A 24,568-nucleotide genomic window follows, 5' to 3' on the forward strand; every position below is an offset into this window, starting at 1 on the left:
CTTCACATCGGCGAAAGTTCCGCTCCGCGAGGGTCACCGAACGCCCGCGGAGCGCGGTGCGCGACGAATGTGGCGAAGATTCGACAGAAGTTTCGTACACTGTAGGCATGGTCGACGCAGCAGTCCTGGGGCACCGCATCCGCCACTACCGAACCGCGGCGGGGCTCACGCTCGACGCGCTCGGCGAGGCGATCGGGCTGGCCGGCAGCCAGCTGTCGCTGATCGAGAACGGGCACCGCGAGCCCAAGCTCAGCCACCTGCAGGCGATCGCCGAGTCGCTCGGGGTGACGAGCGCGCAGCTGCTCGACCCCGAGCCGCCCAGCGAGCGCAGCGCCCTCGAGCTCGACCTGCAGCGGCTGCAGGAGGGTGCCAGCTACAAGCGGCTGGGCCTGCCGGCGGTGCGGCCGACCCGCGCGATGAGCGACGACCACCTGCGTGCGCTGGTCGGCATGCACCGCGAGCTCGACCGCCGCGCCCGCGAGGCGATCGCCACCCCCGAGCAGGCGCGCCGCGACGCCACCGAGATGCGCATCGCGATGCGCGAGCAGGCGAACTCGCTGCCCGAGCTCGACGAGCTCGCCGAGGAGCAGCTGCGGGCGGTCGGCTACGACGGCGGCAGCCTGACGCACCGCACGGTCAGCGAGATGGCGGCGAGGCTGGGCTTCGAGCTGGTCTACGTCACCGACCTGCCGCACTCGACCCGCTCGGTGACCGACCTCGAGAACGGCCGCATCTACCTGCCGCCCGCGTCGATCCCCGGTGGTCACGGCCTGCGCTCGATGGCGCTGCAGGCCCTCGCGCACCGGCTGCTCGGCCACAGCGAGCCGCAGGACTACCGCGACTTCCTGCGTCAGCGGCTCGAGATCAACTACTTCGCCGCCGCGACGCTCATGCCGCGCACGCGGGCGGTCGACTACCTGCGGCGGGCGAAGAAGGAGCGCAACCTGGCCGTCGAGGACTTCCGCGACGCGTTCGGCGTCACCCACGAGACCGCGGCGATGCGCTTCAGCAACCTCGCCACCACGCACCTCGACATGCGCGTGCACTTCCTGCGGGTGGGGGAGGACGGCGCCCTCTCGCGCGTCTACGAGAACGACGGCATCCCGGTGCCCGTCGACGCCTCGGGCCACGCCGAGGGGCAGCTGGTGTGCCGCAAGTTCGCCGCCCGCACCGCCTTCGAGCGCACCTCGCGCACGACGGAGTTCTACCAGTACACCGACACGCCGGGAGGCACCTTCTGGTGCTCGACGCAGACGGGCTCGGGCACCGACGGCGAGTTCTCGATCTCGTTCGGCGTGCGCTTCGACGACGCGAAGTTCTTCCGCGGCTCGCAGACGGCGTTCCGCGAGGTCTCGACCTGCCCCGACGAGCGCTGCTGCGCCCGCCCGAGCGATGCGCTGCAGAGCCGCTGGCGGCAGCAGTCGTGGGCGTCGGCGCGCATGCACCAGCACACGCTGGCGCCGCTGCCGAGCGGCACCTACCCGGGCGTCGACGACGCCGAGCTCTACGAGTTCCTCGACCGGCACGCGCCCGCGCTCTGAGCCGGTCACCCGCGCCCGTCGGCCGGCCCGCGCCAGCCGCCCCGCCCCCCGGTGCACAACGCAAGCCCGTCGGCGCCTTCTCGCGGCCGACCCCGCCGCGAGCCGCATCCTGCCGCTGCGTCGGCCGCGCGGGCTTGCGTTGTGCATCTGGGGCGGCCGAGAGGCGGGGGTGGCGGATGCGTCCACGACGCATCCGCGCCCCAAGATCCTTGGCAGGCGGTCACCTCGGCCGTAGCCTGGTCAGGCCACGTCGACCGCACGACTTCGTCGACCCACGACTTCGCCGCCCCACGACTTCGCCGACCCACGACCTTGCCAACCGAGGAGCCGACATGACCGAGACGTCCAACGGGCTGGAGTCGCCCGAGGCGGCGCTGCGCCGGGGAGCCGAGCACCTCGCCGAGCTCCACCCGGATCTCGACGCGCAGCTCATCGAGCGCATCGTCTTCGAGTCGCACGCGACGCTGGCGCGCGGCGCCCGCATCCGGCAGCACCTGCCGCCGCTGGCGCTGAAGTTCGCCGCCGATCGGCTCGTCGCGCTGAAGGTGGCCGAGGCCCGGCCCGCGGGGGCGCCGCTGCGGGTGCTGGTCGAGTCGATCCGCAACGACGGCATCTCGCAGATGGCCGCCGCCTTCCTCAACGCGCTCGGCGAGGGCCGCGTCGAGGCGCTGTCGGCGGCGCTGAACCCCGCCGACGAGGTGCTGCGCACGGTCATCGACGTGATGGCCGAGGATGGCGTGCCGCTCACCGAGAGCTACCCGAAGCCGGTCACCGACGACGTCGCGCGGGCGGCCGACGTGATCGTGACGATGCTCATCGAGCACCCGTTCGAGCAGCAGCCCGGCCAGCGGATCGTCGCCTGGGACTTCGACGACCCGGCCGGGCTCAGCACCGACGAGGTGCGGCGCATCCGCGACCGCGTGCGGCGCCAGGTCGTCGAGTTCCTGGAGTCGCGGGGCTGACGCGACGGCCGGCGGCGCGCCGCCCGGCCGGGGTGAGCGGGGGCGACCGTGCCCGCCCGACCAACGCAACCGCATCCGGGGCCATGATGGATGCATGGCCGATCTCGACGAGCTGCGCCGCCTGCGCCGCGCGCGCGACCGCATGGATCGCGAGTTCGCCCAGCCGCTCGACGTCGCCTCGATCGCCCGCGGCGCGCTGATGTCGAGCGCGCACTTCAGCCGGCGGTTCCGCGACGTGTACGGCGAGACGCCCTACCGCTACCTGATGACGCGGCGCATCGAGCGCGCCGCCGCGATGCTGCGCACGGGCGACGTGACGGTGACGGATGCGTGCATGGCGGTCGCGGCCGCGAGCCTCGGCTCGTTCTCGTCGAGCTTCACGCAGATCATGGGCGAGACGCCGAGCGCCTACCGGGCGCGCGAGCACACCGAGCTCGAGGGCGTGCCGGGGTGCCAGGCGATGGTGCTGTCGCGGCCCCGGATGCCCGTGGCCGCGTCGAGCAGGATCGGAGAAGCGGGCGCGGTGGCCGCGTCGTAGCCTCGGCGCATGAGCATCTCCATCAGCGCAGTGCATGTCATCGTCGACGACCCCGAGGCGGCGGTGGGCTTCTACCGCGACGTGCTCGGCATGTCGGTGCAGAACGAGGTCGAGAACGGCGGGTATCGCTGGGTGACGCTCGCGCCCGCGTCGCAGCCGGGCATCCAGCTGGTGCTCTCGCACCCGAAGGCCGGGCGGTCGGAGGTCGACGGCGACGCGGTCGCCGAGCTGCTCGCGAAGGGCGAGCTCGGCAGCGTCAACCTGCGGGCCGACGACCTCGACGCGGTCTTCGATCGCGCGGCTGCGGCCGAGGGCGTCGAGATCGTGCAGGAGCCGACGCAGCAGTTCTGGGGCGTGCGCGACATCGCGCTGCGCGACCCGGCGGGGAACCTCGTGCGCATCGAGCAGGCGGGCTGAGCCGCGAGCGGCCGGAGCCGCCCTCCGCTACAGCGCCGCCAGGATCGCCGCCGCGTAGGCCCGCTGGCCCGGCCAGTTGAGGTGCAGGCCGCGGTCGGTGGTCTTCTTGCCGTTCACGAGGCCGCTCACCCAGGGTCCGCTCGTGTCGCAGAGACTGTGGCCTTCAAAGGCAGCGGCGATGTCGACGAAGGTCGCGCTGGAGCCCGAGACGCCCGCCGCGAGCCATTGGTTGATGCCGGCGACCATGTTGTTCGCGACCGTGGCTTGCTGCTCCGACACCGTCACGGGAGCGCCGCGAAAAGAGCCGAGCTCGCACGGCGCCGTGAGGTCGCGGCCGAACAGCAGCGGGTAGCCGGCGACGACGATGTCGGCGTCGAACCCGGTCGCGGCGCGCACGGTGGCGACGAGGCCGGCGATGCGCTGCGGCAGGTCCATCGAGGCCACCGAGGCGCGGAAGAGCTCGGCCTCGCAGCTGCCGATGCCCACGCTGCTGCAGGCGAGCACGATCGACTGCCAGCCGATGTCGTTGATGCCGACGGTGATGGTGACGAGCTCGGTCGCGGGGCCGAGCCGGCCAGCGGCGATCGCGTCGCGGGCCTGCTGCACCGCGGTGCCGGGCTGGCGGTCGAGGTCGGTGGCGTCGCCGGTGGTGGCGCCGGCGCACGCGTGCGAGGCGACGCCGCCGAAGGTGGGAGCGATCACGATCGGATAGGCCTTCAGCGTGCGCAGGCAGCCGAGCTGCAGCCGCGGCATGAGGCCGGTGCCGGCCGCTTCCGAGTCGCCTAGTGCGACGTAGGCGAAGCCGCCGGCGGGTGGGCCGGCGGCCGTGGCCGGGGCGGCGCCGAGCAGCGTCGACGCGCCGAGCGCGAGTGCGGCGACGATTGCGAGCATCCGTCGTTGCACGATGTCCTCATCTCCATGCCGCGAGCGGCCGACAGACGGGTGCTGGCCCGCTGTCGACCGCTCGCAACGCTGCGCGCATCGGTGCCGCGCGCCCGCCGCTACAACTCCGCCAGGATCGCCGCCGCGTACGCTCGCTGGCCCGGCCAGTTGAGGTGCAGGCCGCGGTCGGCGGTCTTCTTGCCGTTCACCAGGCCGCTCACCCACGGACCGCTCGTGTCGCAGAGGCCGTGACCCTCGAACGCCGCCTCGATGGGCGCGGGGATGCCGCCTGCCGCCGCGGCACCGGCCGCGATCGCCCGGTTGACGGCCGTCACGCCGCCGTTCGCGAGTCCCGCGAGGGCTGGGCTCACCGAGACCGGCTGACCCTGGAACGAGCCGATGCTGCACGGCGTCGTGATCTCGCCGAACAGGTGCGGGTAGCCGCCGACGACAACGTCGGCCTGCGGGGCAAAGCCGCGCACCATGGCCACAAGCTGCCCCACCCGCTCGCCGATCGCCGGCACGCCGGCCAGCACACTGGGCAGCAGCCCCGCGCAGGTCAGCTCGTTCACCGGATCGCTGCACTGCACCAGCAGCGACAGCCAAGAGATGTCGTTGATGCCTACGGTGATGGTGACGAGCTCGGTGGCCGGACCGAGTCGACCGGCCGCGATCGCGTCGCGCGCCTGCTGCACGGCGGTCCCCGGCTGTGGCGCCGGATTCGACGCGTCGCCGGTCGTGGCACCTGCGCAGGCGTGAGAGGCGACGCCGCCGTATTGCGGCGCGATGATGATCGGGTAGGCCTTCAGCGAGCGCAGGCAGTCTTGCTGCACGGCAGGCAGGAGTCCGGTGCCCGCCGCCTCTGAGTCGCCAAGGGCGACGTAGGCGAAGCCAACCGGGGGAGGGTCGGCCGCGCTGGCGGGCGCCGCGCCGAGCAGCGCCGAAGCGCCCACCGCGATCCCGGCGAAGAGTGCGAGCATGCGTCGTTGCACGATGTCCTCAATTCGATCATTGATGCAGGGAGATCGATTCCGTAACACCGTTTCGGATCGGTCTGGGGCTGATGCTAGCCCTGCGCGACCGCCGCGGATAGGCCGCCGATCGGCCGCCGTCAGGCCGTCGGCCGGGAGCCCCGCAGCGTCAGAGAGGTGCGTGCCATTCGCTCACCTGCGGCCGATGGCGAACACGGGCAGGGAGCCGATGACACTGGAGCAGGATTCGACCATCGCTCGGGCATCCGCGAGATTCTCGCCGATGTCGTCGGGATGGATCTCCGTCCCCGTGTAGTCGCCCTCGTTCCGGAGGCGTCGAACCACGTCGTAGACGCCGAGCCGTCCTGCTCAGCCGCCCTGTCCGCCGAGCATCGCTCTGACTGCGTCGACCGGCGCGACATGACCGCCGCTCCTCGTAGGACGCAGGCCGCGTGAGAGGAGCACTGCTTCCAATGCCTTCCGGTTGCCGGCACGCAAGGCATCGGCGGCGATCTCTGGGTCGTCGGCCGCGAGTGCTGCGGCGGTCGCGAGATGTCGCCGCGCTTTTTCGATGCGGGTTCGCGCTGCGACCTCGTCGGGTGGACAGAGCTCGAGTTCGCCGCGTGCGACCATCGCTTCCAGCTCTGCCTGGCCGAAAGTCACGACAGCAGGTCGATCGTGGGGCCGGCCTGGACTCGGGTCACGAGCTCATCCTCTCCTCGCTCCCATCGCTCGTCGCTGAGGAACGTCACGTTGACCTCGCGGCCGACGGCACCGTCGATGCCGTCGAGGGCATCGTAGACATCTCGCCGCTTCGGCGTTCCGACGATCAACAGGTCGATGTCGTTCGGGCTGGCTCCGGGCTGACCAGCGGATCGGGCGGCGAACGATCCGAAGATGATCGCCGCGGAGATGCCGGCGATGTCGCGAAGCGCCTCCGCCAGCAGCGCGCGCGGCCCATGGGTCACTGCCAGCAGCGCTCGTAGCGGCCCGACGACCGGATTCCTCTCATTCGCCGCGAAGAGCGCACTCCGACCCACCCGGGACTCGGTGAGCAACCCGGCGCTCGTGAGTCGGGCGAGCTCTCGGTGGGCGGCCGACTGGCTGGCGCCGGTGGCGCTCGTGATCTCGCTCGTAGAGATCGGCCGGGTCGAGCGCAGGAGCACATCGAGGATGGCGGCCTGCAGCTCCGACCGGAAGATCGGGGCGAGAGCGGTTGAACTATCCACAACACGCATCATATAACCCGCATCACGCATAGTCGGGTGTCAGGCGCCTCGGGGCCGCCGCGCGCTCCACGCCGACCCCGGTTCGCCGTCAGGCCGTCGGCCGGAAGCCCCGCAGCGTCAGCGAGTGCAGCACCACGAAGACGCTCGAGAAGGCCATCGCGGCGCCCGCGATCAGCGGGTTCAGCAGCCCCGCCATCGCCAGCGGAATCGCCAGCACGTTGTAGGCGAAGGCCCAGAAGAGGTTGCCGCGGATCGTGCGCAGCGTACGCCGCGACAGCGCGATCGCGTCGGCAGCGCCGGCCAGGTCGCCGTGCACGAGCGTGATGTCGGCGGCCTGCTGGGCGGCGTCGGTGCCGGTGCCCATGGCGAGCCCCAGATCGGCGGCGGCGAGGGCGGCTGCGTCGTTCACGCCGTCGCCGGCCATCGCGACCTTCGCCGGTCGGCCGTCGGCACCGCGCGCCTGCTCCGCCTGCACGGCGTCGACCTTCTGCGTCGGCGTCACGCCGGAGAGGACACGACGGATGCCGACCTCGTCGGCGACCTGGCGTGCGGCGCGCTCGTGGTCGCCGGTGAGCATGACGACCTCGATGCCGAGCCGGCCGAGGCGCTCGACGGCGGCCCGGGAGGTCGCCTTGACGGTGTCGCGCACCGAGACGACGGCACGCATCCGCCCGTCCCAGGCGACAACGAGCGCCGTCGCGCCGCGCGCCTCTGCGGCCTCGAACGCCTCGGCGAGGTCGTCAGGCAGCGCCAGCGCGAAGGCGTCGGCGAGCCAAGCGGGCTTGCCCACCTGCACGGCGCGGCCGTCGACCATGCCGATCACGCCGGCGCCGGCGACGCCCGAGACCTGCTCGGCGCGCAGCTCGCTCGCGCCCGCGGTGACGATCGCCTTCGCGATCGGGTGCTCGCTCGCGCGCTCGACGGCGGCGGCGATCCGCAGTGCCTCGTCGGCGTCCTCACCGGTGGTGGCGACGACGGCCTCCACGCGCATCCGCCCCTCGGTGACCGTGCCGGTCTTGTCGACGAGCATCGTGGTGATGCCGCGGCTCGACTCGAGCACCCGGGCGTCGCGGATCAGCACGCCGAGCTCGGCGCCGCGGGTGGTGCCGACGAGCAGCGCGGTCGGGGTCGCGAGGCCCAGCGCGCAGGGGCAGGCGATGATGAGCGTCGCGACCGCCGCGGTGAAGGCGGCGGCGACGTCGCCGGTGAAGAGCAGCCAGCCGACCAGGGCGGCGAGCGAGAGCACGAGCACGACGGGCACGAACCACTGCGAGACGCGGTCGGCGAGGCGCTGCACGTCGGCCTTGCCCTCCTGCGCGCGCTGCAGCAGCGAGGCGATGCGCTGCAGCTCGGTGTCGGCGCCGACCCGCGTCGCCTCGACGACGAGCGCGCCGTGGCCGTTGATGGTCGCGCCCACGACCTCGCTGCCCACGGTCACCTCGACCGGCAGCGACTCGCCCGTCAGCAGCGACGCGTCGATCGCCGAGGCGCCCTCGACGACCACGCCGTCGGCCGCGATCTTCTCGCCCGGCACGACGCGGAATCGGTCGCCGACGACCAGCTGGCCGACCGGGATGCGCAGGTCGGCGCCGTCGCGGATGACCGTGGCCTCCTTGGCGGCGAGGCGAGCGAGCGAGCGCATGGCCTGCTGGTTCGAGCGCTTGGCGCGCGACTCGATGAAGCGGCCGGCGAGCAGGAAGACGGTGACGAGCGCGGCGACCTCGAGGTAGAGCTCGTCGCCATGCGCGCCCAGCCACTGGAACTGCATCTGCATGCCCGGGCGGCCGGCGTCGCCGAAGATCAGCGCCCAGAGCGACCAGCCGAGCGCGGCGATGACGCCGAGCGAGACGAGCGTGTCCATGGTGGCCGCGCCGTGGCGCAGGTTGACGGCGGCGGCGCGGTGGAACGGCCACGCGCCCCAGATCGCCACCGGCAGCGTGAGCGCGAGCGCCACCCACTGCCAGCCGGTGAACTGCAGCGCGGGCACCATCGACAGCACGCCGACCGGCACGGCGAGCGAGGCCGAGACGATGAGGCGCGTGCGCAGGCTGGTGCCGTGCTCGTCGCGCACGGCGTCGGGCTGGGGGAGCGCGGCCTGGTAGCCGGTCTGCTCGACGGTGCGGATCGCATCCTCGACCGTCGTGCCCGACGGCAGCGTGACGCGGGCGACCTCGGTGGCGTAGTTGACCGTGGCTTCGACGCCGGGCATCTTGCCGAGCTTGCGCTCGATGCGGTTGGCGCACGACGAGCACGTCATGCCGCCGATCTCGAGGTCGATCGTCTGCGTCTCTGTCATGCCTCCACTATACCCCCCAGGGGTATGCGCCGCCACCGTTCACCACCCGTTGATCGAGCAGCTCGCGGCTGCAGCTCCGGACTTTCCCCCGTTGATCGAGTAGCTCGCGGCCACAGGCCGCGCGCGTATCGAGATCCCCACACAGCAAGAGCGCCGGCCCCCTGCACGGGAACCGGCGCTCTCACAGAACGGATGCGTCGCCTCAGACGAGCGAGTACCCCGCGTCGCTCACGGCCGCACGCACGTCGTCGAGGCGCAGCGGTGCGTCAGCGTTGACGGTGACCTTCGAGCGGCCGCCGACGACGAGCTCGACCTGGACGCCCTCGACGCCGGCGAGGCCGGAGATCTCCTCGGTGACCGACGAGACGCAGTGGCCACAGGTCATGCCCTCGACCTCGAAGGTCTGGGCGGCGACGTCGGTGGTCGACTGCTCGGGCACGGCGCAGCAGCCGCCGCCGCAGCAGCCGCCTGCCTGCACGTCGGCGTCAGCGGGCGTGGTCGTGATCTCGATGTTCTGCAGCATGGTTGCCTTCCTTGCGTGACGGGTATCAGGAGCGGACCAGGCGCGCGATCGCGGCGCTGGCTTCGGTGAGCTTCTCTTGAGCGACGGCGCCGCCGGCTTGAGCGGCTTCGGCGACGCAGTGCGCGAGGTGGTCCTCGACGAGCTGCAGCGCGACGGTCTCGAGGGCCTTCGTGGCAGCCGACACCTGCGTGAGGATGTCGATGCAGTAGGTGTCCTCGTCGACCATGCGGCCGATGCCCCGCACCTGGCCCTCGACGCGACGCAGGCGCTTGAGGATCGCCTCTTTGTCCTGCGCGTAGCCGTGGCCGGTGTGGGTGCTCATAGTGCGTCCATCATACCCCCGAGGGGTATGTGTGGCAACGGTCAGGCGACCGCGGTGCGGTACTCGGGCGCCGCCCAGCTGCGCTGAGCTGCCGAGAGCAGCTCATCGAACAGTGCGTCTGCCTCGCTACCGAGGTAGTGGCCGAGCAGCTCTAGGGTGATGAAGCCGTGCACGCCGGCGAAGATCGTCTGCGTCGCGATGGCCGCGTCGCCGTCGAGGTAGCCCACGTCAATGGCCGCGCTCACCGCGTGCAGCAGCGGCTCGGTCGTGCTCTCGCGAGCGTCGTCGATCGCGGCGGAACCCTCGGTGCGGCCGAACACCACCTGGAACTTCGTCGCGTTGCCGCGGGCCCAATCGCGCATCGCGTGCGCAAGGGCGGGGATGCGCTCCGGCACGTGAACGACATCGACCGCCAGTTGGGCATCCACGAACGACCGCGCAGCGCGCAGCGTGATCGCCTCGAGCAGCTCTCCGCGCGAGCCGAACAGCGAGTAGACGGCGGAGGTCGACGTGCCGACCGAGGCGACGAGCGGCCGCAACGAGAAGTCGGGGCCGTCACTGGCCATCAGATCGGTCGCGGCTTCGAGCAGCCGCTGGCGCAGTTGCTCGTCGTGGAGGCGTGGTCGTCCCATAGGGAGAATCGTACGGCCTGCGCAAAAGTTGTTCGACGCTTTCGCGCCGCTACGCGCAACTCTTTGAAAAAGTGCCCCCAGTAGGATTCGAACCTACGGCCTTCTGCTCCGGAGGCAGACGCTCTATCCCCTGAGCTATGGGGGCCGGGCCGCCGAGGCAGCAACTCTCAATCTATCACCGGCCCGGACTGGCCGATGCACGCTAGCGCGTCAGCGCCACCCAAGCGAGGCCGATCGCGGCGCCCACGATCATCGACGGACCGAATGCCAGGTCAGACTTCGCCGACGTGCGCCGGAGTGCGAGCATCACCAGCGCAAGAAGCGCGAATACGATGAACCCGGCCACGATGCCGTAGGCCACGGTCTGCCATCCGAACCAGCCGAGCGTCAGTCCGAGCACCAGCGAGAGCTTGACGTCGCCGAGGCCCATGCTGGTCGGCGAGATCCACGCGAGCACGAAGTAGCCGCCGCCGACGGCGAGCATCGCCAGCAGCGCGGTGCTGAAGCGTGGCCACTCGCCGGTAACAGCGGTGGTGACGAGCAAAACGCCGAGCACCGCCGTCGTCATCGGCCAAACGATCAGGTCTGGCAATCGAAACTCGGCTAGATCCACGGGGATCAGCAGGGCGCTGCCAATTGCTAGGGCGCACAGAGCCAGCGAGAATCCCCAGTGGTCAGGGAACGCAGCCGCTGCTGCGCCGCCCAGCACTCCGAGCAGCGTCGGAATCCAGCGCTGGAGCCACCGCGACTCGCTCTCCACGAGACGCCTCGCCCAGGGGGTGAGTGCCCACGCTGCTCCACCGCAGATCGCAGCGGCCAGGGGGATCGCGAGCACAGGCACCAGACGAGTCTGGCGCATCTCGCGACCCGCGCCGATCAGGCGTCGGGGCTCAGGCCAGCCTCGAGGTCGATGAAGGCCTGGTCCACGATCTCGGCGATGTGGTCGGCCCCACCGTTGGTGTTCACCCACACCTTGATCGCCGTCTTGACGGCAGCCGTTGCCGCGCCCGCGATGAGTCGGGGAAACGCAGCAGTCTCGGGGTCGGCGCCCGTGCGCTCAGCGATGACGAGGTGGATGGCCTCCTCGAGCTCGTCGAACTGCGCAGTTCTATGCGGCAGCAGCGCGGGGTTGGCGTCGACGAGCTGCTCTTTCGCCTTCAACGACTTCAACTGCTCCTTCGACCACGACCGGATGGCTGAGGTGAGCACCTCTCGCAGCGACTGCAGCGGCGCCTCGTCAGCGGGGCGCTCCTCCAGTCCGGCAAGTAGGTCGACTGGTGCGACGTCGCCGGCGGCCACGATCGCAGCCTCCTTTGATGGGAAGTAGTTCGAGACGGTGCGCGGCGAGACGAAGGCGCGGTCGGCGATCTGGTCGATCGTCACGTCATCAAGACCGCGCTCGACGGTCAGCTCGAACGCTGCCTCAGCGATCGTGCGGTGCGTCAAAGCCTTCTTCCGGGCGCGCAGGCCCAGCACGGGCTCTTCCTCGTGTTGCGGGGGAGTGTTGTCAGTCATGAGCGGCTCACTGTAGCGAGTGATCGCAGGCACCGGGCTGTTCTGGCTCGGTGTCAGCTGGGGCGGGTGCGGAACTGGGCGAGGCTCCGAAGAGCCGGCTTTCGGGGTTGGTACAGCGGGCCAAGTTTCCGGCTGCCACGGTGGCGAGCGCAAGTCGACCTACCGATCCAGGAAGAATGCTGAGCCTGCACAGCCGCCTTGAGCGAATCTTGAGACTCAGAAATGTTGCGTGCCGAGCAACCGGTGTGGCAGTGTCACTCTCGGTCGGTCCAGCAGGGCCGGCAGTCACGCGGCACCGGAACCCCAGCCCCGGGCCTGTCTCGTTAGGAAATCATCATGCTCGCATTCCTCGTTGCGGCTCAGACGTTCGTCGCTGACCGCTTTGACAAGAAGAACGACCGCGGCGCGACCGCAGTCGAGTACGGCCTCCTCGTCGCCCTCATCGCGGCCGCCATCATCGGCGCTGTCGTCATCCTCGGCCCGCTCCTCGAGGGCGCGTTCGACTCGGTGAACGACGAGCTCACGGGCGCCGGCATCACGAACGCCGACTAAGCATGTGATTGCGGCGGCTCGCGAGTGCGAGCCGCCGCAATCTCTTCTTCAGTCACCTCCGGCAGTGAGGAACCGTCGCATGAACCGTCATCGGAGCGACCGTGGGGCTGCGGCAGTCGAGTTTGCTCTCGTTCTACCGCTGCTGGTGATCCTTACCTTCGGCATCATCTTCTTCGGCTACGCCTTCCACTTGCAGACCATTCTCGACAATGCCGCGCGCGACGCGGTGCGCTACTACACACTGAGCGAGCCTGCCCAGGCCAGTGTGGCCGCGCAAGATGCCGCCGCGGCTGCTTTAGCACCGGCGTTCGGCAGCGATGCGCTTTCAAGCGGGAACGTGACATTTTCTCCGGCTCTCGCGAGTCTGGGCTGCACCGATGAAGAGATCGTCACAGTCCGACTTCGTTACAACGGCGAGCTTCCCTTGGCTGATCTGTTCGGCTGGGGCACACAGCTCGAAGGCTCAGGGAGCATGCGATGCAACGGTTGAAAATAGAGCGGACGGATCGTGGAGCCGTCGCCGTCTGGGTTGGAATCCTGCTCGTGCCGATCATGGTCGTTGCTGCCCTGGCCATCGACGTCGGATCGATGCAGGCAGATCGACAAAGGCTTCAGACCGGCGCCGACGCGGCTGCTCTCGCCATCGCCCAACATTGCGCAGAAGGCAACCCGTGCGACGATGAACACGCAGAGGACATCGCCGAAGCGCTAGTGGCGGCAAATGATCCGCTGGGAGGCACGGCCTCGGTCGACGATGTCGACCTGGAAGACACTCATGTGATTGTCACGACGACCTCGACGAGCACTTATGTGTTCGCGCCGGCCGCCGATTTCGATGAGAGTGAGCTGTACGCCCGTGGCGCGGCGAGCTGGGCTGGCCAACTGCCGGGTGGGACCTTGCCACTCGCGTTCAACTTCTGCACGATCAAGGCGTTGACCGGAGCCACCGAAATCGTGGACGCCGACGGCAATCTCGGCCTAGACATCACGAGCCCGACGTCGAAGGTCATCCTCTATTCCAAGGGCAACCAGGGGTATGAAACGGCCGCTGCTACGTGTCAGAGCGGGAAAGGCTGGAGCGCAGCGCCAGGCAACTTCGGCTGGCTCGACGTGAATTCCACTTGCTTCGGCGGTCTCCAGTGGGTTTCGACCGGTGTGGTTGAGGGCGTTGCGGAGGGCGACACAGGCTTCTCTCCGGTGCAGGAATGCAAGAGCGCCAACGCCCAGTTCGCGGCTTTGATAGCGGCGAACGAAGAACTGCTCCTTCCGGTCTATAGCACGGTTGCTGGCAACGGAAGCAACGCCAAGTTCACAATCATCGGCTATGCCGTGATCCATCTGAAGGGTATCCAGTTCCCTTCCCTCGGCTCGGCAGGTGTCGGCTGCACTCAGAATGGGTGTGTCAACGCTGAAATTATTGACTGGGTGTCCGCCGAGGCCAACGGATCGCCGATCGGCAACCCTGTCGTTCGCTTGATGCTGCCCGAAAGGCTCGAAGGATGATTCGTCGACTGATCATCGCGCTAGTCGCGCTTCTGATCGCGGCCCTAGGCGGCCTTCTCACCTTCCTCTATGCGGCGAATGCCGATGCGCGGGCGATGGCTCGCGTCCAGCCCACACAAGTCCTGGTCGTCGCAGAAGCGATTCCAGCAGGCACCCCTGCTGAAGGGATTGTCCGGTCGGTGGCACTTTCGGAAGTCCCTGCAGCAGCAGTGGTGCCGGGCGCACTCGACGACCTGTCGTCACTGTCCGGCATGGTCACGACGACCGAACTGCAAGTCGGGGAGCAGTTGCTGTCCAGCCGCTTCGACGCACCTCGCTCTGTCGCTCGAGAATTTGAAGTGCCACCAGACCTGCACCAACTCTCCATCCAGCTCGACGGACAGCGGGTTATCGGTGGAGAACTACACCCGGGCGACACTGTAGGCATCTTCGTCTCGGGTTCCCTGACGGAAGTAGCCGCTGATGGGACAGAGTCGCAGGTCGACATGACCCACCTCATCTTGCACAAGGTCCTCGTCACTGCGGTCGAAGGCGCCGCGACGGTGACGACCAACGAGGAGGGGCAACAGGTTGAGGAGGAGGCGGCCGCGCAGTTGATGGTCACCATCGCGCTCTCGCCCGCCGACGCCGAACGAGTCGTGTTCGCCCAGGAGTTCGGCTCTGTCTGGCTTTCGCTCGAGGGAGCAGAAGTGCCTGTCGACGGCACACGAGTTGTCACTGCAGAGGAGATCTTCGGATGAACAACGTGCTGCTGACCACCGATTCCAACGATCTCCAGGCGCGAGTGATGGAGGCATCAGACGGCAGGTGCATCGCGTTGAGTGCACTCGACTTGCCGACGGAGCCCGCAGACCTGCTGGCTCGGCTCGGACATCCGTCTTTGCCGGACGTCATCGTGCTCGACGCGACGCATGAGCCCGAGCGGGCGCTTGCGCTCGCAGCGAGGATTGATCAAGACCTGCCCGGCACTGCGGTTCTCCTCATCGGTGAACCAGCGGCACTGGCTGTACCCGCCATGCGCGTGGGCGCCCGCGACGTCTTGCCCGCCGACGCCTCGGCACCGCTGTTGCAGGAGACGCTGAGCCGCGTCGGCTCGCTGTTGGAAAGGCGGAGGGCTCACGCGCATCCGGCGGTCCTAGTGCCCGACGTTCAGGGTGCGCCGGGTCGCGTCATCACCGTGTTGTCGCCGAAGGGCGGAGCGGGGAAGACGACGGTCGCGACCAATCTCGCGATCGGGCTCGCGCAGTACGCTCCGGGCGCGGTTGTCTTGGTCGACCTCGACGTGCAGTTTGGCGATGTCGCGACCGCGCTCAGCCTGCAGCCAGAGTTCACGCTTGAGGATGTCGTGCACGGTGCAGCTCTGCGCGATCCGATCGCGATGAAGACCCACCTAACGCTGCACGACTCCGGGCTCTCGGTTGTGTGCGCACCTGAGAATCCTGTTGTGGCTGATTCCGTCACGCCCGAGCAAGTGAGCGAGTTGTTGACGGCGCTCGCGCGGCAGTTCCGTTACGTCGTTGTCGACACGGCGGCCGGCCTGGAGCCTCGCACGCTGGCCGCGCTAGACCACACAACCGACCCACTGCTCTTGACGACGTTCGATGTCACCGGCGCCCGCGGCCTGCGAAAAGAGATCTCAACGCTTCGCGAACTCGGCATGCTGACCAACGCCCGTCAGGTTGTTCTGAACTTCGCAGACCCCAAGTCGGGCCTCGGCGTCGCCGATGTCGAAGAGACGATCCAATCTCGCGTAGACATTACGATCCCACATTCGAAGGCGGTGACGACCTCACTTAACACAGGTACGCCGTTGCTCCTCCATCGCCCCAAGGACGTGGTGTCGAAGCAGCTCAGGCAGCTCCTCGGCGTGTACACGAACGTGAGCGAGGCGGCACGGGAAAATCGCCGGAGCAAGCGATGAGTTCGCTCTCTGAACGCCTTTTAACAAGAGCGCCAAGGGCGGAGGAGGCTGCGCCCGAGCCGACCACACGTCGGGCGGCGCGCATTGCGCAGAGCGCGCAGACGGACACGCTGGATCACCCATCGGTGGACGTCGACGGCCCCGACGCAGCGGAAAGCTTGGCGAGTGGTGAGGCCGGAGGCGATGGGCTACTCAGAGTAAAGGCAAGGGCCGCAGAGGCACTCTTCGCCCGCATCGGCGCGCGCCTGAACGACCCCAATCTCTCCGAGGACCAGCTCCACCAACTGGTGCGGGAAGAGCTGCACCGCGTAGTAGAGGCGGAGCAAGCGCCGCTGACCAGTGAGGAGCGACAGCGCCTCATTCAGGAAGTCCGCGACGACGTCCTCGGTCTTGGGCCGCTCCAAAAGCTGCTGGACGACGAGTCCGTCACCGAGATCATGGTCAACGGCCCAGAGAACGTTTACGTCGAGCAGCACGGCCAGATCGGCCGCGCCGCAGTGCACTTCAACTCGGAGCAGCACCTGAGGCAGATCATCGACCGGATCGTTTCCCGCATGGGCCGCCGTATCGACGAGTCGTCGCCTATGGTGGACGCCCGTTTGGAGGACGGGTCTCGAGTCAACGCCATCATCCCACCTCTTGCATTCACCGGCTCTACGCTGACAATCCGCAAGTTCGCCAAGGACCCCTTCAAAGTGGCGGATCTCATCCGATTCGGCACCCTCACCACGCAGATGGCTCGGTTGCTCGACGCATGCGTCCAAGGCAAGTTGAACATCATCGTCTCCGGTGGAACCGGCACCGGGAAAACGACGCTTCTGAACGTGCTCTCGTCGTTCATCCCCAGCCGCGAGCGCATCATCACGATCGAGGACGCCGTGGAGCTGCAATTGCAGCAGGAGCATCTTGTGCGCCTGGAGTCGCGGCCGCACAACACCGAGGGCAAAGGCGAGATCACGATTCGAGACCTAGTGCGCAACTCACTGCGCATGAGGCCAGATCGAATCGTGGTCGGCGAGGTGCGTGGCGGTGAAACGCTCGACATGCTGCAGGCGATGAACACCGGGCACGACGGCTCGTTGTCAACAGTGCATGCGAATACGCCGCGCGACGCGATCGCTCGACTCGAGACGCTGGTGCTCATGGCTGGCATGGATCTGCCACTGCGAGCGATTCGAGAGCAGATTGCGTCGGCGATCGACCTCATCGTGCAGGTCGAGCGCCTGCGAGATGGCACTCGTCGCGTCGTCGCAGTCACGGAAGTCGTCGGCATGGAGGGGCAGATCGTCACGCTTCAGGACATCTTCCTCTTCGACTTCTCCGCAGGCACTGACCACGCGGGCAAGTTCGTCGGCGTACCGCGCGCAACAGGCGTGCGCCCCAAGTTCTCGGAGCGGCTCGACGACCTAGGCGTTCATCTCCCGCCGGGCATCTTCAACGTGGAAGAGATGCGATGACTCCCGACGTCCTCGGAGCGATCGTCATCGCACTCGGGCTCGCGGTTGCGACATTCGTTGTCGCAGATCCGGGCCGGATACGGCTTCCAAGGGAGCGTCGCAGGCCGTACGAAGATCGCGAGGACAGCGCGCTCGCTGGAGCCGCTGAAGCGGCGACGAGCGTTGTCGGCCATGTCATCCGACGCCGAGAGCAAAGCCTTGCACAAGCGCTCGATCTAGCTGGCTTCGCGACCCGGCCCCAGGACTTCGCATTCCTGACTGCTGTCGCAGCGATGGCTGTGGCGGGTGTCGTGGTGGTTCTCGGTGGCGGGTGGTTCGCTGTGCCAGCCGCGGTCGTGGCGCCGTTGGGAGCCGCGACTCTGGTGAGGGTGAGAACCAGCCGCCAGCGGAAGGCGTTCGAACGACAGCTCGACAGCACTTTGCAACTCCTTGCCTCGAACCTGCGCGCTGGCTACAGCACCATGCAAGCACTGGCCTCAGTCGCCAGGGACTCGGAGGAACCGACGTCCTCCGAGCTTGCTCGAGTCGTCAACGAGACGCGAGTGGGTCGACCCGTGGTGGAAGCGTTGGAGACGGCGGCGGAGCGCATGAAGAGCGATGACTTCATGTGGGCAGTGCAGGCGATCGCGATCAACCGTGAAGTCGGCGGCAGCCTGTCCGAGGTCCTGGACGGTGTGGCGGGCACCATCCGGGAGCGCGGCGAGATCCGACGGCACGTCGGGGCGCTGAGCGCCGAAGGCCGTCTTTCTGCCGTGATCCTAATGGTCCTACCCTTCGTCGTCGCGGGATTCCTCTTGTTGATCAGCCCGGCTTATTTGCTTCCCCTCATCGAGACTCCGGTAGGCATCGCGCTGCTTGTGGCCGGTGTGGTGATGTTGACGGTCGGAGGACTCTGGATGCGCAAGAGCGTGGAGGTGAAGTTCTAGTGCCAACATCGATGGTTGCCGCTTGCCTTCTCATCGCCCTCGCTGTTGGCCTGCTCGCGTGGGCGCTACTCGGTGCCCTTCAGCCGGCACGATCGAGGAGCCTCGCGAACCTGCGGCGTGGTGTCAACGGGATGATCGCTGTCGAGGCGAGCGCAGACCGTGCGCCGCTGGTGGAGCTGGCAACTCGCGTGACACCGATGCCCCTCCGCCAGCTGCTCGAGCGGCAGCATGCGCGCGCTGGGCGGCCGAAGGATTGGCCTATTGAGCGACTGCTCATGCTCAAAGCCCTGGTTGTGCTCGTCGGCGCAATAGTCGTCGTGATCGTCGCAATTACCCGCGCGTCGGTGATCATGGTGGCTCTGTGCGCTGTCGTCGCCCTTATCGTCTACTGGCTGCCCGAGCTGCTACTCATCAGCCGCGGTCAGGAGCGCGATCAGAAGATCGTGCTCGAGCTTGCCGATACGCTCGACCAGATGACAATCTCCGTCGAGGCGGGTCTCGCCTTCGATGCCGCGATGGCAAGGGCTGCAGCGAACGGCAAGGGCGTGCTTGCCGAGGAGCTCACGCGCACGCTGCAAGACCTGCGCATGGGTCAGTCGCGTCGGCAGGCATTCGGCGATCTCGCAGTTCGGACACAGGCAGAGGATCTGAAGCAGTTCATCCGAGCGGTCATGCAGGCCGACGCGAACGGCATTTCTGTGGGCGACGTGCTGCGGACGCAGGCCGATGAGATGCGCCTGAAGCGCCGCCAGCGCGCCGAGATGAAGGCGCAGCAAGTGCCTGTCAAGGTGCTGATGCCGCTCATGCTTTGCATCCTGCCCGCACTTTTCATCGTCGTGATGGGGCCAGCCGCGATCAACGCCTACGCGGCCTTCACCGGCACGGGCTGACCCTTCCAGGCGGGCGGTCTGTGGGAGGATCGACGCAAATGCGCACCGCCCACGCCACCTTCTCGATGTCCCTCGTGGGCGAGACCGACGTCACGCTCCTCGTGCTCCCGGCTGCCGCGTACGCATCCGATGACCGCATCGAGGTGACGGTCGACGGGGCGCCGGTCGAGTGGCAGATCGTGCCCGCGGCACACGACACCCGCCAGCTCGTCTTCACGGCGCCGGCAGGCTCGCTCGCCGTCGATGTGCTGACCACGATCGAGGGCGCCGCGCGTCCGCTCGACGACGGCGACCCCGAGCGCTACCTCGAGGACTCCCGCTACGTCGAGGCGAGCGCATTGCGCGGCTTCGTCGAGGAGCGCTTCGGCCGGGCCACCGGCCACGAGCAGATCGCGGCGATGCGCAACTGGATCGCGCGCGGCTTCACCTACTCGCCGGCCATGTCGGCGATCGACGACACCGCCGTCATGTCGCTCGAGAAGGGCGGCGGCATGTGCCGCGACTACGCCCACGTGATGGTCGCGCTCGCGCGCGCGGCCGGCATCCCGGCGCGCTACGTCGGCGTCTACGCGCCGGGCCTGCGCCCGCCCGACTTCCACGCCGTCGCCGAGGTGTTCGTCGACGGCGAGTGGTTCGTCGTCGACGCGACCGGGCTCGCGCCGCGTCCCAGCCTCATCCGCATCGCCACGGGGGCGGATGCCTTCGAGACCGCCTGGGCGACGACAATGCGGAACCCCGTGGTGCTGCAGACGCTGCAAGTGCGGGCGAGCGACGATGCGCTGCCCGACGGTGCGGTCGACGACCCGCGCCAGCTGGTGCGCATCCTCTAGGAGGCGGTCTCGATACGCGGCCGGCTTCGCCGGCAGCTACTCGACCAGCGGGTGGGGCAGCCGATCGACCAGCGGGTGCGGCAGTCGGAGGGCGTCAGCCGATGTTCGCGACCACCTGGTCGAGCACCGGGCGCGCGTCGCGCTCCTCGGCGAAGTACTCCGAGGCGATGCTGACAGCGGTGCCGCCGGTCACGGTCGTGGCGATGCCGATGTCGCCCTCGCTCGCGAAGGTGGGCGACGAGAATCCCCCCGCGTCCCGCAGCACGCCCACGAGCAGCCGGTCAGACCCGGTCACGTGCTGGTAGATGCAGACGGTGCCGCCGGCATCGGCGATCTCGGCGACGGCACCGGGCAGGGTGCCCTGGTCGCCGGTGGGCGCGAAGTTGGGGTTGAACTCATAGAGCTGCTCGGCCGTGTAGACGGTCGAGCACGGGATGTCGCCCGCGACCGGCGGCGTCGTCGGCTGCGCGGTCTCGCTCGGTGCGGCCGTCGGCTCGCCGCTCTCGGTCGGCTCGGCGCTCTCGGTCGGCTCACCGCTGGCCGCGGGGTCGGGCGTCTCGCTGGCCGACGCCGTCGGGCTGGGGGAGTCGCTCGGCGCCAGCGCGCCCGGCTCACCGCAGCCGGCGAGCCCGAGCGCCGTCACCGACGCCATGATCACGGCGGGAAGGAGACGACGGATGCGCAGGGTCGAGTCAGACATGCCGCCAGACTACGGGCGGGGCCGGGCGTCGCGGCCCCGGCACGCTGGCTACGATTGAGCCCATGCAGCCTTCCGACCTCTCCTCCGCAGTGCTCGCCGCCGTCCGTGCCGCGGTCGTGCGCCGAGGGGTGGCAGTGGAGGTCGGCGAGAGCGACATCGTGCTCGAGCGCCCCCGCAACCGCGACCACGGCGACTGGGCGACCAACGCCGCGATGCGCTTCGCGAAGAAGGTCGGCACGAACCCGCGCGAGCTGGCCGACGAGGTCGCATCCGAGCTGGCCGCGATTGACGGCATCGCGAAGGCCGATGTCGCCGGCCCCGGATTCATCAACCTGACGCTCGCCGCAGGCGCCGCAGGCTCCCTCGCCCGCACCATCGTGGAGGCCGGCGACGCGTACGGCAACGGCACGGCGCTCGACGGTGTGCGCATCAACCTCGAGTTCGTCTCTGCGAACCCGACCGGACCCATCCACATGGGCGGCACCCGCTGGGCCGCCGTCGGCGACAGCCTCGGCCGCGTGCTTGAGCGCCAGGGCGGCCTCGTCACTCGCGAGTACTACTTCAACGACCACGGCGCCCAGATCGACCGCTTCGTCAACAGCCTGGTGGCCGCGTTCCGCGGCGAGCCGACGCCCGAGGACGGCTACGGCGGCGCCTACATCGCCGAGATCGCCAAGCGCGTCGACGACGGCTACCACGGCGACCTGCTCGACCTCGACGACCAGCAGCTGCACGAGACGTTCCGCGAGCGCGGCGTGCAGCTGATGTTCGAGGAGATCAAGCGCGACCTGCACGACTTCGGCGTCGACTTCGACGTGTTCTTCCACGAGCACCAGGTGCAGAGCGACGGCTCGGTGCAGCGCGCGATCGACACGCTGCGCGAGCGCGGCCACGTCTTCGAGGAGGAGGGCGCGCTCTGGCTGCGCACCACCGAGTTCGGCGACGACAAGGACCGCGTCATCGTGCGCTCCAACGGCGCCCCCGCCTACTTCTCGGGCGACCTCGGCTACTACCAGAACAAGCGCGAGCGGGGCTTCGAGCAGAACATCATCATGCTCGGCGCCGACCACCACGGCTACGTCAGCCGCATGATGGCCATGTGCGCCGCCTTCGGCGACACCCCGCACGTCAACCTCGAGCTGCTCATCGGCCAGATGGTCAACCTCATGCGCGAGGGCCAGCCCGTGCGGATGTCGAAGCGCGCCGGCACCATCGTCACCATGGAAGACCTGGTGGAGGCCGTCGGCGTCGACGCCGCCCGCTATGCGCTGGTGCGCTCGAGCGCCGACACGCCCCTCGACATCGACCTCGAGCTGCTCACCCAGCGCACGAACGACAACCCCGTCTACTACGTGCAGTACGCGCACGCCCGCATGTCGGCGGTGGCCCGCAACGCTTCGGCCGCCGGCGTCGATCGCGGCGAGTTCGACCCGACGCTGCTCACGCACGAGAGCGAGTCGGCGCTGCTCGGCGCGCTCGCCGACTTCCCGCGCGTGATGACGCAGGCGGCCGAGCTGCGCGAGCCGCACCGCGTCGCCCGCTTCGCCGAGGAGCTCGCCGGCCTCTACCACCGCTGGTACGACGCCTGCCGCGTCACCCCGCAGGGCGACGAGCCGATCACGACGCTGCACCGCACGCGGCTGTGGCTGAACGACGCCACCGGCCAGGTGCTGCGCACGGCGCTGTCGACGGTCGGGGTCTTGGCGCCCGAGCGGATGTAGCCGGACCGCGAGCGCGGGCCGCCGGGCGTCACCGAAAGCGGATGGATTCGTGATCTGCCGCGAAACGCGGACGGATCGTGGGCCTTTCGCAACGCGTCCGCGTCCTGAGACCGCTCGCGCCGCCGCACCAGCGAGCTGGCGAGCTGGTCACGTCGTCGGTCGGTTGCGGGATGCTGCCGCGCGGTACGCCGAGACGCTCGGCTCCCCGGGTATCCAGAAGCGCCAGGGGTAGGCGGATGCGTCGCCTCCCGGGCCGCTGACACCCACACGCGGGCCCGTGGTGAAAGAGGGCGGCTGGTCGGCGGGGGTGAAGGACCAGGTGGGCGCTGGCGCCGCGGCTTGCTGCGTGGGGATCTCGATACGGGCCTGCGGTCCTCCTCGATCATCGGGAGTGACGAGCGGCGCGCCGTCGTCAGCGAGCGTCGCACCCAGCGCCTGGGCGACGTTGCCGGGGCCGCGAGCCAGTTCGCCCGCGATGCGGGTCGAGCGCCGCGTGTGGCGACGTGACGCCGCCAGCTCGAGGCCCTCCACCACCGCCCCCGCCCGCACGAGCACGCCCCAGCCGGAGCCCTCCGGCCCGGCGACGATGTTCACCGCGTGGTGCATGCCGTAGGTGAAGTAGCAGTAGATGTGCCCGCCCGGCCCGAACATGGTCGCGTTCCTGGCCGTCCTGCCACGGAACGTGTGCGCGCCGGGGTCGTCGGAGCCGCGGTAGGCCTCGACCTCGGTGAGGCGGAGCGCGACGGCACCCGACGCATCCGCTCGTCTGAGCACTCCGCCGAGCAGCAGCGGCGCCAGCTCGAGCGGGTCGCGCTCGAACCAGACTGGGGGAGGAGCGACCATCACTTGCCGGTTCGCGTGCGACGGCCGGCTCGCTCCGCGAACCGATCAAGGGCGTTCAGGACCTCGTCGGCACGCCAGAGCGAGTCACCGAGCTTGTGCTCGTGCTTCGACTGCACGATGCCAGCCTCGGTGAGGGCGCGCAGCGGTGGATAGATGTTGCGCGTGGCGACGCCGACCGACTCGGCGGCGATCGCCGCCGAGAGCACGGGTCGTGCAGCGAACAGGTCGAGCAGCCGCCACGCGTTGGAGGAGCGCCGTGCTGTGAGCCGTTCGTTCCAGCCCGCGCGGATCTCCTCGATCTCGTCGACGAGGACCTGAGCATTCGCGACGGCCCGGGAAGCCGCGTGCGCGAACGCCCGCACGATTGGTCCGACCTCGCCACGGCGGTAGTCGTCGAGCGCCGCGTGATAGCCGTCGACATCGGTCAGCAGGCCGGCGGAGACCGGGATCGCGACCGATTGGGTGATCCCCTCGGCGCGCAGCATGGCCTGTGCCAGCGCCCTGCCTGTGCGGCCGTTGCCGTCGGTGAACGGGTGGATCGTCTCGAACTGCGCATGCGTGACGGCGATCTTGCTCAGCGGGTCGATGTCATCGCGCCGAGCGAAGTCGATGAGATCGTCGATCAGCGCGGGCACCATCTCAGCCGGGGGCGCGACGTAGCTCGCGCCGAACGGGGCGTCGGAGCGCGTGCCGATCCAGACAGGCTCGTCGCGCCAACGACCCGGGCGATGTCGCGGCTGCTGCTCGAGCAGGGCCGCGTGCATCGCGAGGATGGAGGCCGGCGCGATCGAGCCGGCGGGGTCGATCGCGGCTTGCAGCGCCCTGGTGTTGGCGACCACTTCCTCGGCATTGCGACCGCCCTTGCCCCCGAGCTCCGCCGACAGCACAGATCGGGCACTCGCGGTCAGGTTCTCGATCCGACTGGAAGCGGCGGCCTCCGATCGGAGGAGCAGCGGGCCGAACTGCTGCACACGGTGCCCGAATTCGCTGTCGAATCGCATGAGCTGTCGAGTCGCCGCGATCGCGAGCCCGCGCGTCTCGGGGTCGAGCTCGGGGGAGAGCCGGCCGATGCGCGCCGGAACCGCAGCGCTGTAGTGCTGGCCAGCTCGCCCATCGATCCCGGTGGCCGGCTCCCAGGCGACGCTCGTGCTCCCCGTGGCCGGCCAACCCGTCGACGTGCTGCTCATACACCAACCGATCCGAATTCTGCATACGACGTGTTGCTCAGAATAACCACCGTGCTGTGTCTGAGCAAGGATGCGCCCCCGCCGAACCCGCCACGCGGCCGACCCGCCATGCCGAGCCTCGTAGGATGGTGGGAGCGCCACAAGCGCCGACGCCGCCTGCCCAGCGCTGACGAGGGCAGGCCACCAACCACCCACCCGGACGGAGTCCGA

General features: G+C 69.1%; 27 protein-coding genes and 1 tRNA gene. 14 read left to right on the forward strand and 14 right to left on the reverse strand.

Translation table 11 applies throughout. The features are described from left to right. The first annotated feature begins 107 nt into the window (after positions 1-107). From Q9250_RS08765 to Q9250_RS08780, 4 genes are all read left to right on the forward strand, one after another. The gene (locus Q9250_RS08765) at positions 108-1,541 is read left to right on the forward strand and encodes a helix-turn-helix domain-containing protein (protein ID WP_306231484.1); all 1,434 of its coding nucleotides are present in this window, start codon (positions 108-110) and stop codon (positions 1,539-1,541) included. A 332-nt stretch (positions 1,542-1,873) separates the two neighbouring features. After that, a complete protein-coding gene (locus Q9250_RS08770; RefSeq protein WP_306231485.1) occupies positions 1,874-2,503 on the forward strand; it encodes an arsenate-mycothiol transferase ArsC in 630 nt (209 codons plus the stop codon). Positions 2,504-2,597: 94 nt separating this feature from the next. Then, complete coding sequence (locus Q9250_RS08775; RefSeq protein WP_306231486.1) at positions 2,598-3,041, forward strand: helix-turn-helix transcriptional regulator; 444 nt, start codon at positions 2,598-2,600, stop codon at positions 3,039-3,041. Positions 3,042-3,050: 9 nt separating this feature from the next. Next, positions 3,051-3,458 carry a VOC family protein gene (locus Q9250_RS08780; protein ID WP_306231487.1) on the forward strand — a complete coding sequence of 136 codons (408 nt, stop codon included), beginning with the start codon at positions 3,051-3,053 and terminating at the stop codon, positions 3,456-3,458. Positions 3,459-3,485: 27 nt separating this feature from the next. Here Q9250_RS08780 and Q9250_RS08785 read toward each other — a convergent pair whose 3' ends face one another. From Q9250_RS08785 to Q9250_RS08835, 11 genes are all read right to left on the reverse strand, one after another. Beyond that, positions 3,486-4,361: an SGNH/GDSL hydrolase family protein gene (locus Q9250_RS08785; protein WP_306231488.1), complete on the reverse strand. Its 876-nt coding sequence runs from the start codon at positions 4,359-4,361 to the stop codon at positions 3,486-3,488. A gap of 98 nt (positions 4,362-4,459) precedes the next feature. Continuing rightward, entirely contained in the window at positions 4,460-5,320 is an 861-nt protein-coding gene (locus Q9250_RS08790) for an SGNH/GDSL hydrolase family protein (protein ID WP_306231489.1), read from the reverse strand. Positions 5,321-5,680: 360 nt separating this feature from the next. Beyond that, positions 5,681-5,974: a hypothetical protein gene (locus Q9250_RS08795; RefSeq protein WP_306231490.1), complete on the reverse strand. Its 294-nt coding sequence runs from the start codon at positions 5,972-5,974 to the stop codon at positions 5,681-5,683. Beyond that, positions 5,971-6,570: a helix-turn-helix domain-containing protein gene (locus tag Q9250_RS08800; protein WP_306231491.1), complete on the reverse strand. Its 600-nt coding sequence runs from the start codon at positions 6,568-6,570 to the stop codon at positions 5,971-5,973. The genes Q9250_RS08795 and Q9250_RS08800 overlap by 4 nt, the downstream gene beginning before the upstream one ends. Positions 6,571-6,628: 58 nt before the next feature. Next, positions 6,629-8,836: a heavy metal translocating P-type ATPase gene (locus tag Q9250_RS08805; protein ID WP_306231492.1), complete on the reverse strand. Its 2,208-nt coding sequence runs from the start codon at positions 8,834-8,836 to the stop codon at positions 6,629-6,631. Positions 8,837-9,038: 202 nt separating this feature from the next. Continuing rightward, positions 9,039-9,359, reverse strand: coding sequence for a heavy-metal-associated domain-containing protein (locus Q9250_RS08810; protein ID WP_306231494.1), 321 nt, complete (start codon positions 9,357-9,359; stop codon positions 9,039-9,041). Positions 9,360-9,384: 25 nt separating this feature from the next. Next, the gene (locus tag Q9250_RS08815; protein WP_306231495.1) at positions 9,385-9,681 is read right to left on the reverse strand and encodes a metal-sensitive transcriptional regulator; all 297 of its coding nucleotides are present in this window, start codon (positions 9,679-9,681) and stop codon (positions 9,385-9,387) included. Between the two features lie 41 nt (positions 9,682-9,722). Then, complete coding sequence (locus Q9250_RS08820) at positions 9,723-10,313, reverse strand: TetR/AcrR family transcriptional regulator (RefSeq protein ID WP_306231496.1); 591 nt, start codon at positions 10,311-10,313, stop codon at positions 9,723-9,725. A gap of 72 nt (positions 10,314-10,385) precedes the next feature. Continuing rightward, a tRNA-Arg gene (locus Q9250_RS08825) sits at positions 10,386-10,458 on the reverse strand. Between the two features lie 57 nt (positions 10,459-10,515). Beyond that, entirely contained in the window at positions 10,516-11,073 is a 558-nt protein-coding gene (locus tag Q9250_RS08830) for a prepilin peptidase (protein ID WP_306231497.1), read from the reverse strand. 116 nt (positions 11,074-11,189) lie between these two features. Continuing rightward, complete coding sequence (locus Q9250_RS08835) at positions 11,190-11,828, reverse strand: TetR/AcrR family transcriptional regulator (RefSeq protein ID WP_306231498.1); 639 nt, start codon at positions 11,826-11,828, stop codon at positions 11,190-11,192. A 336-nt stretch (positions 11,829-12,164) separates the two neighbouring features. Between Q9250_RS08835 and Q9250_RS08840 the strand changes: the two genes are divergently transcribed. The 9 genes from Q9250_RS08840 to Q9250_RS08880 all read left to right on the forward strand — a co-directional run bounded on the left by Q9250_RS08840 (position 12,165) and on the right by Q9250_RS08880 (position 19,907). After that, positions 12,165-12,380: a Flp family type IVb pilin gene (locus Q9250_RS08840; RefSeq protein ID WP_306231499.1), complete on the forward strand. Its 216-nt coding sequence runs from the start codon at positions 12,165-12,167 to the stop codon at positions 12,378-12,380. Positions 12,381-12,459: 79 nt separating this feature from the next. Next, on the forward strand, positions 12,460-12,870 hold the full coding sequence (locus Q9250_RS08845; protein ID WP_306231500.1) for a TadE family protein: 411 nt from the start codon (positions 12,460-12,462) through the stop codon (positions 12,868-12,870). Beyond that, complete coding sequence (locus Q9250_RS08850; RefSeq protein ID WP_306231501.1) at positions 12,858-13,883, forward strand: Tad domain-containing protein; 1,026 nt, start codon at positions 12,858-12,860, stop codon at positions 13,881-13,883. The genes Q9250_RS08845 and Q9250_RS08850 overlap by 13 nt, the downstream gene beginning before the upstream one ends. Then, entirely contained in the window at positions 13,880-14,623 is a 744-nt protein-coding gene (cpaB, locus tag Q9250_RS08855; RefSeq protein WP_306231502.1) for a Flp pilus assembly protein CpaB, read from the forward strand. Before Q9250_RS08850 ends, cpaB begins: the two co-directional genes overlap by 4 nt. Continuing rightward, on the forward strand, positions 14,620-15,804 hold the full coding sequence (locus tag Q9250_RS08860; protein ID WP_306231503.1) for a CpaE/TadZ family protein: 1,185 nt from the start codon (positions 14,620-14,622) through the stop codon (positions 15,802-15,804). Before cpaB ends, Q9250_RS08860 begins: the two co-directional genes overlap by 4 nt. Further along, a complete protein-coding gene (locus tag Q9250_RS08865) occupies positions 15,801-17,261 on the forward strand; it encodes a TadA family conjugal transfer-associated ATPase (RefSeq protein WP_306231504.1) in 1,461 nt (486 codons plus the stop codon). Before Q9250_RS08860 ends, Q9250_RS08865 begins: the two co-directional genes overlap by 4 nt. Then, entirely contained in the window at positions 17,258-18,187 is a 930-nt protein-coding gene (locus tag Q9250_RS08870) for a type II secretion system F family protein (protein ID WP_306231505.1), read from the forward strand. The genes Q9250_RS08865 and Q9250_RS08870 overlap by 4 nt, the downstream gene beginning before the upstream one ends. Before the next feature lie 131 nt (positions 18,188-18,318). After that, the gene (locus tag Q9250_RS08875) at positions 18,319-19,077 is read left to right on the forward strand and encodes a type II secretion system F family protein (RefSeq protein WP_306231506.1); all 759 of its coding nucleotides are present in this window, start codon (positions 18,319-18,321) and stop codon (positions 19,075-19,077) included. A gap of 38 nt (positions 19,078-19,115) precedes the next feature. Further along, positions 19,116-19,907 (forward strand): transglutaminase-like domain-containing protein, encoded by a 792-nt coding sequence (locus Q9250_RS08880; RefSeq protein ID WP_306231507.1) that lies wholly within the window; start codon positions 19,116-19,118, stop codon positions 19,905-19,907. A 94-nt stretch (positions 19,908-20,001) separates the two neighbouring features. On the opposite strand, the gene Q9250_RS08885 is transcribed toward Q9250_RS08880, so the two are convergent. Next, complete coding sequence (locus Q9250_RS08885; RefSeq protein ID WP_306231508.1) at positions 20,002-20,607, reverse strand: RAD23 family protein; 606 nt, start codon at positions 20,605-20,607, stop codon at positions 20,002-20,004. Positions 20,608-20,669: 62 nt separating this feature from the next. On the opposite strand from Q9250_RS08885, the gene argS reads away from it, so the two are divergent. Next, positions 20,670-22,328, forward strand: coding sequence for an arginine--tRNA ligase (gene argS / locus Q9250_RS08890; RefSeq protein ID WP_306231509.1), 1,659 nt, complete (start codon positions 20,670-20,672; stop codon positions 22,326-22,328). Between the two features lie 147 nt (positions 22,329-22,475). Here the strand turns inward: argS and Q9250_RS08895 are convergent, their stop codons facing one another. Then, positions 22,476-23,171 (reverse strand): DNA-3-methyladenine glycosylase, encoded by a 696-nt coding sequence (locus tag Q9250_RS08895; RefSeq protein WP_306231510.1) that lies wholly within the window; start codon positions 23,169-23,171, stop codon positions 22,476-22,478. Further along, on the reverse strand, positions 23,171-24,553 hold the full coding sequence (locus Q9250_RS08900) for a Fic family protein (protein ID WP_306231511.1): 1,383 nt from the start codon (positions 24,551-24,553) through the stop codon (positions 23,171-23,173). The genes Q9250_RS08895 and Q9250_RS08900 overlap by 1 nt, the downstream gene beginning before the upstream one ends. Positions 24,554-24,568: the final 15 nt, after the last annotated feature.

The organism is Agrococcus beijingensis (assembly GCF_030758955.1).
In the GTDB taxonomy this organism is placed as follows: Bacteria; Actinomycetota; Actinomycetes; order Actinomycetales; family Microbacteriaceae; genus Agrococcus; species Agrococcus beijingensis.